The sequence below is a fragment of the Halorubrum sp. AS12 genome, from assembly GCF_051122765.1.
GTDB lineage: Archaea > Halobacteriota > Halobacteria > Halobacteriales > Haloferacaceae > Halorubrum > Halorubrum trapanicum.
This window is the reverse complement of the sequence record NZ_CP185385.1, coordinates 2187650-2202818: the sequence shown is the minus strand read 5'-3', so window position 1 is coordinate 2202818 and position 15169 is coordinate 2187650. Positions and strand designations below refer to the sequence as shown.

12 protein-coding genes and 2 pseudogenes are annotated in these 15169 nt (G+C 71.1%); 5 read left to right on the top strand and 9 right to left on the bottom strand.

Annotated features, from left to right (window positions below; all coding sequences use genetic code 11):
• Positions 1 to 138: 138 nt before the first annotated feature.
• On the top strand, positions 139 to 864 hold the full coding sequence (locus ACODNG_RS11190) for a nucleoside phosphorylase (protein ID WP_434521368.1): 726 nt from the start codon (positions 139 to 141) through the stop codon (positions 862 to 864).
• 27 nt (positions 865 to 891) lie between these two features.
• On the opposite strand, the gene ACODNG_RS11185 is transcribed toward ACODNG_RS11190, so the two are convergent.
• Positions 892 to 1338, bottom strand: coding sequence for a UPF0179 family protein (locus ACODNG_RS11185; RefSeq protein ID WP_209545673.1), 447 nt, complete (start codon positions 1336 to 1338; stop codon positions 892 to 894).
• Positions 1339 to 1435: 97 nt separating this feature from the next.
• On the opposite strand from ACODNG_RS11185, the gene tmcA reads away from it, so the two are divergent.
• Positions 1436 to 3730, top strand: coding sequence for a tRNA(Met) cytidine acetyltransferase TmcA (gene tmcA / locus ACODNG_RS11180; protein WP_434521367.1), 2295 nt, complete (start codon positions 1436 to 1438; stop codon positions 3728 to 3730).
• Between the two features lie 418 nt (positions 3731 to 4148).
• Here tmcA and ACODNG_RS11175 read toward each other — a convergent pair whose 3' ends face one another.
• Together ACODNG_RS11175 and ACODNG_RS11170 are read right to left on the bottom strand one after the other, a co-directional pair.
• On the bottom strand, positions 4149 to 4478 hold the full coding sequence (locus ACODNG_RS11175; protein WP_053770590.1) for a 4Fe-4S dicluster domain-containing protein: 330 nt from the start codon (positions 4476 to 4478) through the stop codon (positions 4149 to 4151).
• A gap of 78 nt (positions 4479 to 4556) precedes the next feature.
• A complete protein-coding gene (locus ACODNG_RS11170) occupies positions 4557 to 6329 on the bottom strand; it encodes a glutamate--tRNA ligase (RefSeq protein ID WP_434521366.1) in 1773 nt (590 codons plus the stop codon).
• A 429-nt stretch (positions 6330 to 6758) separates the two neighbouring features.
• Here ACODNG_RS11170 and ACODNG_RS11165 point away from each other — a divergent pair, with 429 nt between their 5' ends.
• Positions 6759 to 6998 carry a hypothetical protein gene (locus ACODNG_RS11165; protein WP_209545667.1) on the top strand — a complete coding sequence of 80 codons (240 nt, stop codon included), beginning with the start codon at positions 6759 to 6761 and terminating at the stop codon, positions 6996 to 6998.
• Between the two features lie 27 nt (positions 6999 to 7025).
• Here ACODNG_RS11165 and surE read toward each other — a convergent pair whose 3' ends face one another.
• Both surE and carA read right to left on the bottom strand, forming a co-directional pair.
• Positions 7026 to 7895 (bottom strand): 5'/3'-nucleotidase SurE, encoded by an 870-nt coding sequence (gene surE / locus ACODNG_RS11160; RefSeq protein ID WP_434521365.1) that lies wholly within the window; start codon positions 7893 to 7895, stop codon positions 7026 to 7028.
• 202 nt (positions 7896 to 8097) lie between these two features.
• A complete protein-coding gene (carA, locus tag ACODNG_RS11155; protein WP_434521364.1) occupies positions 8098 to 9165 on the bottom strand; it encodes a glutamine-hydrolyzing carbamoyl-phosphate synthase small subunit in 1068 nt (355 codons plus the stop codon).
• 97 nt (positions 9166 to 9262) lie between these two features.
• Here carA and ACODNG_RS11150 point away from each other — a divergent pair, with 97 nt between their 5' ends.
• Positions 9263 to 9676 carry an Lrp/AsnC family transcriptional regulator gene (locus tag ACODNG_RS11150; RefSeq protein ID WP_137687187.1) on the top strand — a complete coding sequence of 138 codons (414 nt, stop codon included), beginning with the start codon at positions 9263 to 9265 and terminating at the stop codon, positions 9674 to 9676.
• Positions 9677 to 10136: 460 nt separating this feature from the next.
• On the opposite strand, the gene icd is transcribed toward ACODNG_RS11150, so the two are convergent.
• The 4 genes and pseudogenes from icd to ACODNG_RS11130 all read right to left on the bottom strand — a co-directional run.
• Positions 10137 to 11399: an isocitrate dehydrogenase (NADP(+)) gene (gene icd / locus ACODNG_RS11145; RefSeq protein WP_434521363.1), complete on the bottom strand. Its 1263-nt coding sequence runs from the start codon at positions 11397 to 11399 to the stop codon at positions 10137 to 10139.
• 123 nt (positions 11400 to 11522) lie between these two features.
• Positions 11523 to 12536, bottom strand: coding sequence for a glycosyltransferase (locus ACODNG_RS11140; protein ID WP_434523091.1), 1014 nt, complete (start codon positions 12534 to 12536; stop codon positions 11523 to 11525).
• Positions 12537 to 12597: 61 nt separating this feature from the next.
• Positions 12598 to 13026 (bottom strand): hypothetical protein, encoded by a 429-nt coding sequence (locus ACODNG_RS11135; RefSeq protein ID WP_434523114.1) that lies wholly within the window; start codon positions 13024 to 13026, stop codon positions 12598 to 12600.
• A gap of 254 nt (positions 13027 to 13280) precedes the next feature.
• Positions 13281 to 14141 (bottom strand): annotated as a pseudogene (locus tag ACODNG_RS11130) (HTTM domain-containing protein); the annotation flags it as partial.
• Between the two features lie 125 nt (positions 14142 to 14266).
• Here ACODNG_RS11130 and ACODNG_RS11125 point away from each other — a divergent pair.
• Positions 14267 to 15162 (top strand): annotated as a pseudogene (locus ACODNG_RS11125) (isoaspartyl peptidase/L-asparaginase).
• Positions 15163 to 15169 lie beyond the last annotated feature (7 nt).

Sequence of the window (15169 nt, the reverse complement as noted above, 5' to 3'; positions counted from 1 at the left end):
CGTCGGCCTCGTCGAGGGGGGATCGACGCCGTCTGGAGTCCGTCGTAAATCACATACCGCGATATCAAATCTCGATCGCGGCGCTACCCCCGCCCGCCGACCGGTCCGCTTTTGCGCGCGGCGGGTGTTGCCGCGCGTATGGCGAAACAGCCGCACCTGCTGGTCGAGGAGGGCGACGTACACGACATCGCGGTCATCCCCGGCGACCCGGGGCGCGTCGACCGGATCGCGGACCTCTGTGACGACAGCGAGGTCGTCGCGCAGAACCGCGAGTACAAGGTCGTCAACGCGAGCTACGATGGCGTCGACCTCACGATCTGCTCGACCGGGATCGGCTGCCCGTCGGCCGCCATCGCCGTCGAGGAGCTCTCGCGGGTCGGCGTCGAGACGTTCGTCCGGTGTGGCACCTGCGGGGCGCTCCAGGCCGACATGGAGGTCGGCGACATGGTCGTCGCGACGGGCGCGGCCAAGGAGGAGGGGACGAGCAAGCGCTACGAGTCCGCGAACTACCCCGCAGTCCCGGACTACGACGTTCTTACCGGACTCGTCGGGGCGGCCGAGGACAACGACGAGGAGATCCACGTCGGGCCGATCGTCTCCGACGACGCGTTCTACAACGAGAGCAACGAGTACGTCGACGACTGGAACGACGCGAACCTGCTCGCGATCGAGATGGAGGCCGCGACCGTCTTCTCGCTCGCGCGCCGCAAGGGGCTGGCCGCGGGCGCCATCTGCACCGTCGACGGCAACCTCGTCGCGGGGTCACAGAAGGGCGCGGACTCCGACGACGAGCTGCCGGAGAAGGCGAAGGACAACGTCGAGCGCGCGATCCGGATCACGCTGAACGCGATCAGCTCGCTGTAGGCGGACCGGACGGCACGGCGGCCGGACTCACTCCTCCGCGCGGAACTCCACGAGCGTCAGGTCGCGGTCGAGCGCACACGTCTCGTGGGGCGGGTCGCCGAGCACCTGATCGATGACGCGCTCCTCGTCGAAGTCGGCGCCGTCGGGGACGCAGTAGCCGTGACTCGGGCACTCGGTGTGCGGGCAGGGACCCGCGAGCGACGCCTTGCTACCGGCGTACGCGCGCTTCGAAGGGACGTTCGCCGGAACGGAGGCGGGTTCGACCTCGACCGCGCGGACGCCCGCGTCGTGGACCGCGCAGTCGAGCGTCTGGGCGTTCTCGCGGATCCCCGTCACTCGATACCGGGTGCCCTCCGAGAGGTTGAGACACTGGCCGCGGTAGGGACACCCCTCGCAGTCGGCGGACTCCCCCTCGTAGACGAACTCGCGGCCCACGTCCGCGAGCCGCGTCCCGATGAGCGTGACCGTAGTCATGTCCGGAGCGACGCGCCGAGCGTCCGTAAGCCTCCCGCCTTGGCGGGCGTCGCGGAGAGTAAGACACATCCCCGCGCCTCGGCAACGACGAGCGGAGATGATCGCGGGAGTCGCACGCGACCTGCGCGCAGAGGCCGAGCGGGCGAACGAGCGTCGCGTCCTCGTGCTCGCGGGCGACCGCGACCGCGCCGTCGACGTCGCCTACGACGCGGTCGAAGCGCTCGGGGTCGCCGACGAGTCGGTCTCTATCGTCTCGACGCGGGAGGGATTCCGGTTCGAGGAGCACCGCCCGCGGAACGCCGACGAACTGCTGGGCCGCACCCGCGATGCGGTCGTGCTCGACTGCCACGAGCAGTTCGTCCCGAACGCGCTCGGCCGGGCGGTCGGCGCGGTCGACGGCGGCGGGCTGCTGATCCTCCTGACGCCCGCGCTCGACGACTGGCCGGCGATTCGCGACCGATTCGACGACTCGCTGGCGGTGCCGCCCTTCGGCATGGACGACGTGACGGGGCGGTTCCGCGAGCGCCTCGTTTCGACGCTCCGGACGCATCCCGGGGTCGGGGTCGTCGCGCTCGGCGACGACGAGGCGGACGACGACGCCCTCGAACGCGACGGACTCACGGGGAACGCGGTCGACGGACGCGACGAGTCCGCCGCGTCCGCCGATCCGCCGAGCGCGCCGCCGGACGCGACATTCCCAGCAACCGCGTACGGAGCGTGCCTCACGGCCGATCAGGCGCGGGCGCTTCGCGCGTTCGAGGCGCTCGCCGATCCCGGCTCCGCCGTCGTCGTCGAGTCGGACCGGGGGCGCGGGAAATCGAGCGCGGCCGGGCTGGCGGCGGGCGCGCTCGCGCTCGCGGGCCGCGACGTGCTCGTCACCGCGCCGGCGTTCCGGAACGCCGCGGAGGTGTTCGCGCGGGCTCGGGAGCTGATCGAGGGCGAGACCGACGGCCGCGAGGGCGAGAACGACGCGAGCGAGCGCGACCTCCGAACGCCGGCCGGCGGTCGCGTCCGCTTCCTGTCGCCCGCGGCTGCGGCGGAAGTCGCGGCCGAGGCGGACGCGGTCGTCGTCGACGAGGCGGCCGCGCTGCCGGTGCGGCTGCTGGAGGGGTTCCTCGACGCGCCGGCGGTCGCGTTCTGTACGACCGTCCACGGCTACGAGGGGGCCGGCCGCGGGTTCGCAGTCCGGTTCCGCGAGCGGCTGCTCGACTCACAGTTCGCGGTCCGCGACGTGCGGCTCGACGAGCCGATCCGGTACGCGCGGAACGACCCGGTCGAGGCGTGGGCGTCGCGCGCGCTCCTGCTCGACGCCCGACCCGCGGTCGACGTGGCGGTCGCGGACGCGGCCGTCGGCGACGCGACCTACCGCGCGCTCGACCCGGACGACCTGCTCGCGGACGAGACGCTGCTCGCGGAGGCGTTTGGGCTGCTCGTCGCCGCGCACTACCGGACCGAGCCGAACGACCTTGCGCGGCTGCTCGACGCGCCGAACCTCGTCGCGCGCGCGCTCGTCGCCGACGGGCGGGTCGTGGCGGTCGCGCTCCTCGCGCGCGAAGGCGGACTCGACGCCGCGACCCGACGCGGGATGTACGAGGGGGAGCGCGTCCGCGGCAACATGGTGCCGGACGTGCTCACGAGCCAGCTGCGCGACGAGGCGGCCGCCGCGCCGCGGGGCCTGCGGACGGTCCGGATCGCGACCCACCACGCGCTCCGGGACGCGGGGTTCGGCTCGCGGCTGCTCGACGAGGTCCACGCGGAGTTCGGCGGCGACCGCCCCGGAGACGAGGAGGGGCTCGACTACTTCTCCGTCGGCTACGGCACGACGCCGCGACTGCTCCGCTTTTGGACGCGGGCGGGCTACCGGATCGTCCACCTCTCGACGACCCGCAACGACGCCTCCGGCGAGTACTCCGCGATCATGCTGCGCCCCGAGACCGACGCCGGCGGCGACCTGCTCGACCGCCACGCAGTCGCCTTCCGGGACCGCGAGCGCGACGGGCTCTCGGACGCGCACCGCGACGTCGACCCGGACGTGGTCCGCGGCGCGCTCCGGGCGTGTTCCGCCCCGGTCTCGGTCGACCTCACCGACACCGAGTGGCGCTCCGTCGTCGGCGCGTCGGTCGGCCCGGGGATGTACGACACCGCGCCCGGGGCGTTCCGCGACCTCGCGCTCGCGGCGCTGATCGAGGGGAGCGAACTGGAGGAGCGACAAGAACGACTGCTCGTCCGGAAGGTGCTTCAGGGCCGGCCGTGGGAGGAAGTCGCCACCGAACTCGATTTCGTCTCGACGAGCGCGTGTATGCGCGCGCTCGGGGACGCCTACGTCCCGATCGTCGAGCGGTACGGGACCGAGTTCGCGCTCGCTGAACGGGAGCGATTTATAAGCGACTGAGCGGAACGGTGACGACTATTTATAAACAGATCTGCGGTGGCGCGTGCCTGCGAGCGGCCGCCTTTGGCGGCCGCGAGGAGCACGCGCGAGGGAGTCAGTCGCCGGAGCGAAGCGGAGGCGACTGACGAGGCTGGGGAGGCGTGAGGTGCCGTGCGGTTGCGGTCGGGCGGGACTCAAAGGGGCAGCCGGGAGGCGGGCGCAGACGACGTAAGCACCGCAGCGAGCGACGCGAGCGAGGAGCGCAACGAGTGTGCGCCCGCCTCCCGGCTGGGGCTTTGGCGGTGGTCTCCTCCGATATACAGTCGACCACGTACAGCCGAGTGGCTGGGGCTTTGGTGTTCACAATCGATCTGCCGCCGACCACTTATAAAATATCGACTCAGACGAGAGAAGTCGGTTCCACGTCGACAACGACTATTTATATGCGATTTTCGCGCCCGGGGTCAACGTCGATCGCGTCCACGGGGCAAACGTCCACACAGAGCATACAGTCGATACACTGGTCCTCGTCGGCGGGGTTCGCCTTCCGCTCGGACTCCGGGTGGCCGGGGGTGTCGACCCACTCGAACACGTCGACCGGGCAGTCCTCCAGGCAGGCGCCGTCGGCGAGGCAGATGTCGAAGTCGACCGCGACGTGGGTGCCGCGGATCCCCTGCTTCTCCGGCGGCTCGACGGGTCCCCACACGGCGACGCCGTCCTCCTCGCCGACCCGCTCGCGGTTCACTTCGAAGTTCGAGTCGATGGCCATCGTTGCCCCCGCTTCGCCGGTCGCGGGTTTAAAGCCCGCGACGAACGGATTCGGTCGGTCGAGTTGACCGAGTTCGGTTCACGGATGCGCGTAGTACGCCAGCAGATCCTCGGAGCCGTTCGGACCGTCCGCCTCGTCGGTCGCATCCGGGTCGAACGCGTCGATGCGGGCGAAGCCGACACGGACGAACTGGACGACTGTGTCGGGGGCGATATCGGCGAGCGCCGGCTCGGCGATACCCCGCACGTCGCCGGAGACGGTTCGGAGGAGAGTTTCGAGACCCTCCTCGGCCGGCGCCCAGTGGACCACGTCCACGTCGCCCTCGCGGACCACCTCGATGTCGGCGTCGACGAAGACCAGCTCGTCGCCCTCGTGGCGGACGCAGCCGTACCCCTTCAGCCAGACGCGCTCGCCCTCGGCCGGGAGGTCGGCGGACTCGACCGCGACGCGGCCGGCGGGCACCTCGCGGTCGCCGCGGTCCGGGTGCTCCGGGTGGAGCGGCGGGTGGCCGGTCTCCGGCGCGGGCGCGTCGCCGTCGACGATCGGTAGCTCTACGGCAGGCGCGTCGTCGCGGTCGCGGACGAAGAAGTAGCGGTTCGCCTCGTCGTCGACCAGGTCTCGGTTGTTCGCGTAGACGGAGGACATCGCGAGATCCACGTCGGAGGTGGACATCCCGAGCTCCGTCATCGAGTCGACGAGCGCCTGCCCCTGGATTCCGCGGCGGCGCATCGACTGGATGGTCGGCGCGCGCGGGTCGTCCCAGCCGGTCAGCTCACCGGTCTCGATCAGCCCCTTGATCGTCGACGTCGAGAGCTTCACGTCGTACTCGTCGACCTGGACGTGGCCCCAGTGGAGCACCTCGGGGTACTCCCAGTCGAAGTAGTCGTAGACGAACCGCTGGCGCTTCGCGGAGTCCTGGAGGTCGATGCCGCGGATGATGTGCGTGACGCCCGTGAGGTGGTCGTCGACGCCGGACTGGAAGTCGAGCATGGGCCAGCAGCGGTACTCCGCCGCCTCCTCGCGCGGGTGCGGCGTGTCGATCATCCGGAACGCGACCCAGTCGCGGAGAGCGGGGTTCTTGTGCTCGATGTCGGTCTTCACCCGCAAAACCATCTCGCCGGAGCCGTACTCGCCGTCGACCATCGCCGCGAACTCCTCGCGAACCGTCTCGCTATCCTTCTCGCGGTGGGGACACGCCTCGCCCGCGTTCTTCAGCTCGGAGAACGCCTCGCCGGAACACGAGCAGGTGTACGCGCCGCCGGCGTCGATCAGCTCCCGGGCGTGGTCGTAGTACGTCTCCAGCCGGTCCGAGGCCCGGAGCACGCGGTCCGGCTCGAAGCCGAGGTACTCGATATCCTCTAAGATGGCGTCGTACGCGTCCAGATCGGGGCGTTTCGTCTCCGGGTCGGTGTCGTCGAACCGGCAGATGAACTCGCCGTCGTAGCGCTCCTTGTACGTCCCGATGACGGCGGGCATCCGGGCGTGGCCGACGTGCCACGGGCCGTTGGGGTTCGGCGCGGCGCGCATCACGACTTCCCCGTCCTCGGCGTTCGGGAGGTCGGGGAGGACGCGGTCGTCGTCCTCGTCGTCGGTCTCCAGCTCCGCGAGCTTGTCGGGCGCGAGCTCGCCGAGTCGCTCCCGGCGCGCCGCCTCGTCCATCTCGCCGACCTCGTTCACTATCGGCGCGAGGACGCCCGGAATCTCGTCGCCGTGCGGGCGGAACTCGGGGTTCTCGCCCATGATCGGACCCATGATCGCGCCCACGTCCGGGTCGCTGCCGTGTTTGAGCGCGTTGAAAAGCGCCGCGGCCTCGCCGGCCGCCGCGACGCGCTCGCGGAGTTCGTCGTCCATGAGCATCGCTTGTCGGGGTCGGGTCAAAAACGCCGCGAAACGGCGGGGAGGGGCGGGGTCCCGGGAGATTGCCGAGTCGGCGAGACGCCGCGGCGGTGGTCCGGGGCGGGTAGGGGCACTCGACACGAGCGGTCGAACGGGCTTAAACGACCCAGACCGTTCACGCCCGTAACGAGTCACTACCGACGTGAACGGTCGAGACGCTTTTGAACGAGCGGAGCCCAGCAGGGCGATCGGTCGTCGCGCCGGGCCGTCACGCCGGGTCGTCACGCCGGGCCGTCACGCCGGGTCGTCGACGCCGAGGTGTTGACGCCGAGGTGTCGACGACGGACGAACCGGTTCGGTTCGTCGCCTTGATGGTCGCCGGGACCGTGGTGGGGGCATGAGCGCCGCGTCGGCCGTCGTCGAAACCGGATCGGGGGGATCGCGGTGGTAGGACCCATCTCCGAGGCGGAGCGGGAGTCCGGAAACCGGAAGATCAAGCTCGCGCTGCTCGCGATCGTCACGGTCTCGCCGCCGCTTATCGCCCTCCAGTTCGACCCGTCGCCGATTCAGCTGCTCGCCGCGCTCGGCGGCGGGTTCGGTCTCGGGCTGGTGGTCGTGTGGTACCTCGGCCGGCTCGCCGCGGAGTTCGCCGGTGGGCAGCGGCGCCCCCGCCGGCGACGCTGAGACCGGCGACCGGCGACGGCGCCGTTCTTAGTCGGCGCCGGTCTCTGCGCCGCGCGCCGGCTCGATGAGGTCGCCGGCCTCCTCGCCCGCGATCGCTCGCGAACTCGACAGCGGCGAGACGCTCACCTCGCCCTCGACGGCGGCGCGCCGGTCCGAGCCGGGGTCGTCCGCGACGTCGCCGCGGAGGAACTCCCGCCAGAAGCGGTCGCGTAGCTCCATCCCCATCTCGCCGCGGCGCTCGCCGAACTCCCAGCCCTCGGCGACGTTCTCCTCGTCCGGCCCTTCCTCGCCCGGCCGGAACTCGATCACGTCGAAGCCGCGCGCGGGTTCGGTGAGTCGGTAGGTCGGGTCGTCGGCCGCCTCGTCGTCGGCCGCGGGGACGTTGACGTTCAACACGTCGGCGCCGAACGGGAGCTTCCCGCCGTCGATCCGGTCGAGCAGGTCGGCGACGACCTCGCCGGCGACCGCGAAGTCGCCGTTGTCGAGCGTCGGCGGCACAGGGAGATTGCCGCGGTCGTACAGCGACACCGCGATCGCGGGCGTGCCGAGGAAGGAGGCCTCCATCGCGGCGCCGACGGTCCCGGACTGCCCGAGGATGTGCGCGCCGATGTTCGGGCCGTGGTTACAGCCGGAGACGACGACGTCGGGGTCGAGTCCGAGCGCCACGTCCGCGACCGCGACGCAGTCCGCGGGGGTTCCCTCGACCGCGTAGCCGCGGTCCGTCTCGGTGTAGTCGACCGTCGTCTCCCACCACGAGCGCGCGCCGCCGACGCCGGACTGGTTCGTCGCGGGCGCGACGACCGTCACGTCGTAGTCGCGCGAGAGCGCGTCCGCGAGCGCCCGGATCCCGACGGCGTCGATCCCGTCGTCGTTGGTGAGCAGGATCTCGGTTGGCATGCGTCACCGTGCGAGACGACGGGAGAAAACGTCGCCGGTCCGTGGCGAACGCGGAACGCGAGAGGCAGAGAGCCGACGGGGGCAGCGAGCGTCGGCCGGGTGGTACTCCGAGTGGTCAGTCGGAGGGCGTCGGGAGCGGTGGAAAGCGGGACCGTCCAGGAGTCGGTCTGCGGGTGCGACCCTCAGTCGGCGGGTGTGACGCTCAGTCGGCGGCGACTCGACGCGACGAGGTCGCCAGGTCCAGCACCTCGTCGAAGAAGCCGAGCGAGTCGTGCGGGCCGGGGTTCGCCTCGGGGTGGTACTGGCGGGTGATCACGTCGAGTTCGTCGCTGTCGAGGCCCTCGACGGTGTCGTCGTTGACGTTCACCTGCGTCACCTCGAGCGGGCCGGTGTCGTCGACCGTGTAGCCGTGGTTCTGGGTGGTCATCACGACCTTGTCTGTGCGGAGGTCCTTGACCGGCTGGTTGACGCCGCGGTGGCCGAACGCCATCTTCTCGGTCGAGCCGCCGAGCGCGCTGGTGATCACCTGCTGGCCGAGACAGATGCCGGCCAGCGGCACCTCGCCCGCGAACTCGTCGACGACCTCCTGGGCGGCGACGAAGTTCTCCGGGTCGCCCGGGCCGTTCGAGACGAAGAGCACGTCGGGGTCGACGGCGGCCACGTCCTCGGGGGTCGCGTCGTACGGGAGGACGTGGACGTCCGCGCCGCGGTCGGTGAGCGAGGAGATGATAGAGCCCTTCGCGCCGCAGTCGAGCAGCGCCACGTCGACGTCGCCGCCGTCGGCGCTCTCGTGGACGGTCGGCTCCGCGACGGACACCTGCGCGCCGATATCGACGTGGTCGCTCATCGGCTTACACGCCTCCATCTCTTCGACCGCGTCCTCAGGGGTCGCGTCCGGGCCGGCGGCGATCCCGCAGGCCATCGCGCCCTCCTCGCGGACGGTGGTGACGATCTCGCGGGTGTCGACGTGGTCGACGGCGGGCACGTCCTCGTCGGCGAGCCACTCGGCGACGTCGTCGGTCAGCTCGCGGGCGACCGCCGCGCGCGGCTGGACCGAGTCGGACTCGAACCGCTCGCTTCGGACGCCGTAGTTCCCGATGAGGGGGTACGAGAAGGTGAGTATCTGTTCGGCGTAGGAGGGGTCGGTGAGCGACTCCTCGTAGCCGGTGTACGCGGTCGTGAACACCAGTTCGCCGCGAGTGCGCCCCGGCGCACGGGCGCGCGCTTCGAGCACGCGACCGTCGGCCAGCGCGATGTAGGCGTCCGACATTACGAGAAACGTACGCGCAAAGCGTAATAAATGCGTCGTTCGAAGGTTCGTTACGATATTCGTAACGGGTAAGGCGCCGGGGGAGAGAGGAACTGGTATGGACGACCTCGACCGACGGATCCTCTCGATCCTGCGACGGGACGCGCGGACCCCGTACACGGAGATCGCGGACCGGGTGGGGACCTCCGAGGGCACCGTGCGCAACCGCGTCGACCGGATGACGGACGAGGGCGTGATCGAGCGGTTCACGGTCACGACCCGCACCGGCAACGTGAAGGCGATGATCGAGATCTCGGTGGAGATGAACGTCAACACCGACGCGGTCGGCCAGCGGATGGTGGAGTGGGAGGAGGTCGACTTCGTCTGGCAGGTCTCCGGCGAGGAGGACATCGTCCTCGTCGTCGACGCAGTCGACACGCGCGCGGTCAACGAACTGATCACGCAGGCGAGAGAGATGGACGAGGTCAAGTCGACGAAGACGCGGCTCATCCTCGACGAGCGGTTGGGGTAGGCGAGCGACGACTATTTATAAATAATTCCGCGGTGGCGCGCGCCTGCGAGCGGCCGCCCCCGGCGGCCGCGAGTCAGCGCGTGCGAGGGAGTCAGTCGCCCGAAGCGGAGCGAGGGCGACTGACGAGGCTGGGGAGGCGTGAGGCGCGGGGCGGTCGCGGGGGGCGGGACTCAAAGGGGCAGCCGGGAGGCCGCCGTAGGCGACGTAAGCACCACAGCGAAGGAGCGGTAGCGACTGAGCGAGGAGCGCAACGAGTGTGCGCCCGCCTCCCGGCTGGGGCTTTGGCGGTGTTCACCGCAGAGTCATCGTTTACGTACAGCCGAGCGGCTGGGGCTTTGGTGGTCTCGTTAACCGATCGGCGGTCAACAGCAAGTCGCGCGTAAAGACGGCTCTCGCGCTCGCGATCGAAGAAAGAATAGGAGAAATCGTCGACCGCGACGTCGACGCCGCCAGCCGAGTCTTACGCCAGTTCGTCGATGTTCTCGACGACGGCGTCCGCGAACTCGCTCGTCGCGAGCTTCTCGCCGCCCTCGATCTGCCGGTGGAGGTCGTAGGTGACCTTGCCCGAGGAGATGGTTTCCTCGACGGCATCGCGCACGAGGTCGGCGGCGTCGTCCCAGCCGAGGTAATCGAGCATCTCGCGGCCGGAGAGGATCATCGCGGTGGGGTTCACCTTGTCCTCGCCGGCGTACTTGGGCGCGGAGCCGTGGACCGGCTCGGCGAGACAGCGACCGTGGCCGCGGTTGATGCCGGGCGCGATGCCGAGACCGCCGATCTGCGCGCCGGCGGCGTCGGACATGTAGTCGCCGTTGAGGTTCATCGTCGCGATGACGGAGTACTCGTCGGTGCGGGTCAGCAGCTGCTGGAGCATGTTGTCCGCGATGCGGTCCTTGACGACGAGGGTGCCCTCGGGGCGCTCGCCGTCGTGCTCCTCCCAGAGCTGGTCCTCGGTGATGACGTCGTCGCCGTACTCCTCCTCGGCGACCTCGTAGCCCCAGTCGCGGAACGCGCCCTCGGTGAACTTCATGATGTTCCCCTTGTGGACGAGCGTGACCGAGTCGCGGTCGTTCGCGAGCGCGTAGTCGACCGCCTCGCGGATGAGGCGCTTCGAACCGAACTCGGAGATGGGCTTGACGCCGATGCCGACCGGGCCGTCGTGGATGACGTCCGGGACGTCCATGTCCTGTTCGAGGAAGTCGCGTACCTGCTCGGACTCGTCGGTGCCGGCCTCCCACTCGATGCCGGCGTAGACGTCCTCGGTGTTCTCCCGGAAGGTGACCATGTCCATCTCCTCGGGGTTCTTCACCGGCGACGGGACGCCGTCGATGTAGTAGGTCGGGCGGACGTTCGCGTAAAGGTCGAGCGTCTTGCGGAGCGCGACGTTGAGCGAGCGGAACCCGGCGCCGACGGGGGTCGTCAGCGGGCCCTCGATCGCGACGCGGTGGTCGCGGATGGCGGAGACGGTGTCCTCGGGGAGGTTCTCGTCGTACATCTCACGGGCGGACGAGCCCGCGTAGACGCGCATCCACGCGATGGAGCGGCCCGTGGCCTCGGCCGCGGCGTCAAGTACCTTCTGTGCGGCCGGTCCGACGTCGGTGCCGATTCCGTCGCCGTGGATGATCGGGATGATCGGGTTGGACGGAACGTTCAGCTCGCCGGTCTCCTCGTCGGCGAGCGTGATGGCTTCGCCGTCGTCGGGGACGTCGACCTTATCGTAGCTCATGAACGTTCGAAGATTTTTGTGGCGGCCTAAAGTGCCTGCCGTTTTCGGCGGGAGCGTCGCGCTCGCAGCGTTTGCCGGTTTTCGACCCGATCTAATTCGGCGACGGCCCGCGGCGTCCCGGACTCAGACCGGTTCGACCGAGACGTCGAACATCGAGCGCCAGCGGTAGCGACGACCGCCCCAGACGAAAGTCCGGCGGGCGAACGCGTACGCCATCAGCGGCGGCGCGATCAGGACGCCGGGCGCCGCGAGCAGGAACGTCGCGCGCCGGATCCCGAAGCGGGCGTAGGCCGCGCCCGCGAGCGCCGTGACGAGCGTCACACCCGCGATCGGCGCCAACAGACAGAGCGTGGCCATGACGACGCCGAAGACGGCGTTGAACGCGGTCGCCCGCGGGGCGTGGTAGCGGGTGATCGTCAGGAAGCGGACGAACCGCTCCAGCGACCCGCGGAGCGAGCCGCCGGCCCGGACGTACCGCGTCCGGTCGACCGCGGTCACGTCGAGGTGCTCGGTGAGCGTTCCGTCGTCGCTGACGGTCCGCCGGAGGTCTCGAAGAAACGCCGCCTCCCCGTCGCGGAGGTCGTCGCGCTCGAATATCACCGCGCCGCCCCACGCGACGCCGGCGGCGAACACCGCGAGCGTCCCGCCGATCACGTACGCCGGCTCGAACAGCCGGGCAAGGGGGTCCTCGCCGACGAACACCGGGACCTCCGTGGTGGGACCCCGGCACTCGTAGTCGGCGTCCAGCGTCGCCAGCCAGTCCGAGGGGTGGTGGAAGTCGTCGTCGGTCCACGCGATCCGGTCGTTCGCGGCGATCTCCATCCCGGCCGCTATCGCGTTCGCTTTCCCGGAACAGCCCTCGGGTTCGCCGGCGACGAGGAGTCGGACGCGCTCCGGAAGGTCGTCCCGTCGGTCAGCGACGGGGTCCTCCGGGGAGTCACAGATCACGAGCAGTTCGTCGGCCGCGGGGTCGGCGCCATCGCCGTCGCCCTCTTCGCCCTCCTCACTGCCGAACACCTCGGGGCCGCGGAGCTGGTCGACCACCTCGTCGCAGGCGTCGGTCCAGCGGACGGTCGGCAGCAGGACCGACACCGGCGTCGGACTCGTCGGCGACGCAGTCTGTTCCGAAGCGGTCACGCCGTGCGCTTCGGGCGGTCGACGGATAAACGCGGCCGTTCCGCCGGCCGAGATTCGGCGGTCACGACCCCGAACACGACCGCGTCCCGAGTTCGTCGACCCGCGTCTCGCCGCGATAGACGTCGACGTCGACCGCGGACAGGGTGACGGACCGGATCGGACCGTCCTCGTCGTCCGCGAACCCCGCCGCGCGCTCGCAGAAGTGCGCGAGCAGCGGGTCGACGCGGTCCGGGTCGGGGTCGTCCGCGAGCAGCGTGAGGAGCTTGCGCCAGCGCGCGGTGGGGTACGCGCGAGCGTCGGAGGGGGGACGGTCGCGCGCGACGCGGTCGCCGTAGAGAGCGTCGATCCGGTCGCCGTCGGCGGTCGTCGCGGTCGCCAGCACGAGCGCGTCGGTCGAGGGTGGGTTCGGCGCGAACATGTCCCAGCCACCCTCGGTCGGGTCCGACACCGACGCGACAGCCTCGGGCGTCTCGACGAACCCGAGCGCCATCGCGTTCCACGCGACGAGTGCGACGAGGAGGCCCGCGGCGACGACCGGGACCGCGGCCGCGCCCCACCGGCGGACGGCCCGGATCGGCTCACGGAGGGTCTCCGACTCCGCGGGGCGAATCGACCGACTGCGGTGCGCCGAAGCCGGCCTGCCGCAGGGGTGACCGCGCGTTCGACTCGATCCCAGACGAACGGGGGGAAGAACGGAAGCAGCGCGGTCGCGGAGATCGCCGAGAAGACGCCGATCTGGAGCGCGAATGCCATCGAGAGGTGCGCCGCGAGGAGCGTCCCCGCGAGCGCCGCGCGGAGCCGACCGGCCGCCGCGATCAGCAGCGGCGAGGCGACGAGCAGCGCGAGCCACCCGTAGGTGGCCGCCGAGAGCAGGGGCGACCACTCGGGGACGAGTCCGCCGAGCGGGCCGTGGAGGTAGGTGAGTCGGAAGACGCGCTCGACCGCCTCGCCCGCGGGCCACGCCGTCCCGCGGAGCTTCTCGACCGCGTTGGAGACGTACACCACGACCACGAGGGTCAAGAGGAGCGCCGAGGCGGGACCGGCGACGCGGTCGGTCGCCCCCACGCTTCGCGAATCCGCTGGTTCGACGCCGCGGCGCCGGACCGCGTCGACCGACCAGCGAGCGCCGAGCGGACACAGCAGGCCGGCGCCGAGCAGGTAGAGGAGGAGGGTGTCCCCGGCGTTGAGGACGAAGGGGTTCCGCGCCTGAAGCGACGCGAGCAGGACGAGGGAGACCGCGGCCGCGACGCGGGTCCGGTAGCCGAGCGCGAGCGCGACGGCAGCGACGGCCACGAGGAGGAACAGCGTCCCGACGACCCACGCGTCGCCGGAAACGGCGTGAAGCGAGAGGCGGGCGCCGAGCGGGTACGCGTCGGCGAGCGTCGAGCGCGGGAGGACGCCCGCATCGGTGTAGAAGGCGACCAGGTACCGGGCGCGGAGCGCGAGGTCGGCGAGGAGGACGACCCCGAGCGAAACCCGGAACGCGGCGAGCGCGCGCGGGTCGATCCCGAGGCGGTGCCGGAGCGCGGCGCGGAGCCGGGAGACGAGGCGCGCGCGGCGCGGCGGATTCCCGTCGCGGGCACCGGCGGAATCGGCGGTCGTCACGGTTGCCCTCGACTCGCCCAGCGTCGGGAATAGGTCTTGCGGCGTCGAGCGCGTGGAAACCGACCGACTCCCCGCGGTCGCCGCGGCTTCCGGGCGCTTATGTGGCCGACGCGGGAGCCTCCGATATGCGAATAATCGTCCACGGCGGCGCCGGCGGCGCCCCCGACGACCCGGAGCCGAGACAGGCGGTCCTCGACGAGGCGGCCGCGCGCGGCGCGGAGGGCACGACGCCGCTCGATGCGGTGGAGTCCGCGGTCGGCGTCCTCGAGTCCGATCCCCGGTTCAACGCGGGCGTCGGCGGGGCGGTCCAGTCCGACGGCGTCGTCCGCACCGACGCGGGCGTGATGACCTCGGACCGCGAGGTCGGCGCGGCCTGCTCGATGCCCGGCGTCGAACACGCGGCGAGCGTCGCCCGCGTCGTCCGCTCGGAGACGCCGCACATTTTCGTCTCGGGCGAGCACGCGGTCGACCTCGCGGCGGAGTTCGGGGTCGAGACGGGCGTCGACCTGCTCACCGACGAGAAGCGGGAACGCTACGAGGCGGAGGACCCGCCGCGGGGCGGTCCCCGCAAGCACCTCGACTGGCTCGCCTCGCGGTTCGGCTCGGGCGAGGATCAGGCCGGCGGGAGGTCGAAGGGGAGGCACCCGACCACGACACGGTCGGCGCGGTGGCGACGGACGGCGAGACGTTCGCGGCGGTGACCTCCACGGGCGGCCGGTCGTTCGCGCTCGCCGGCCGCGTCGGCGACGTGCCGCAGGTCGGTTCGGGGTTCTTCTGTACCGAGGCCGGCGGCGCGAGCGCGACGGGGGCCGGCGAGGACATCGCGCGCGTGACGCTCTCGCGACGGGCCGTGGGGCACCTCGAAGACGGTGTCGGCGCCCAGAAGGCGGCGGACCGCGCGATCGACGAGTTCGCAGAGATCACCGGATCGGGCGCGGGCGTGATCGTCCTCGGCGACGAGGAGGCCGGGAGCGCGTTCAACACGGAGGGGATGGAGACGAGCGTCGCTCGCGGCGAGTGAGTCGGCC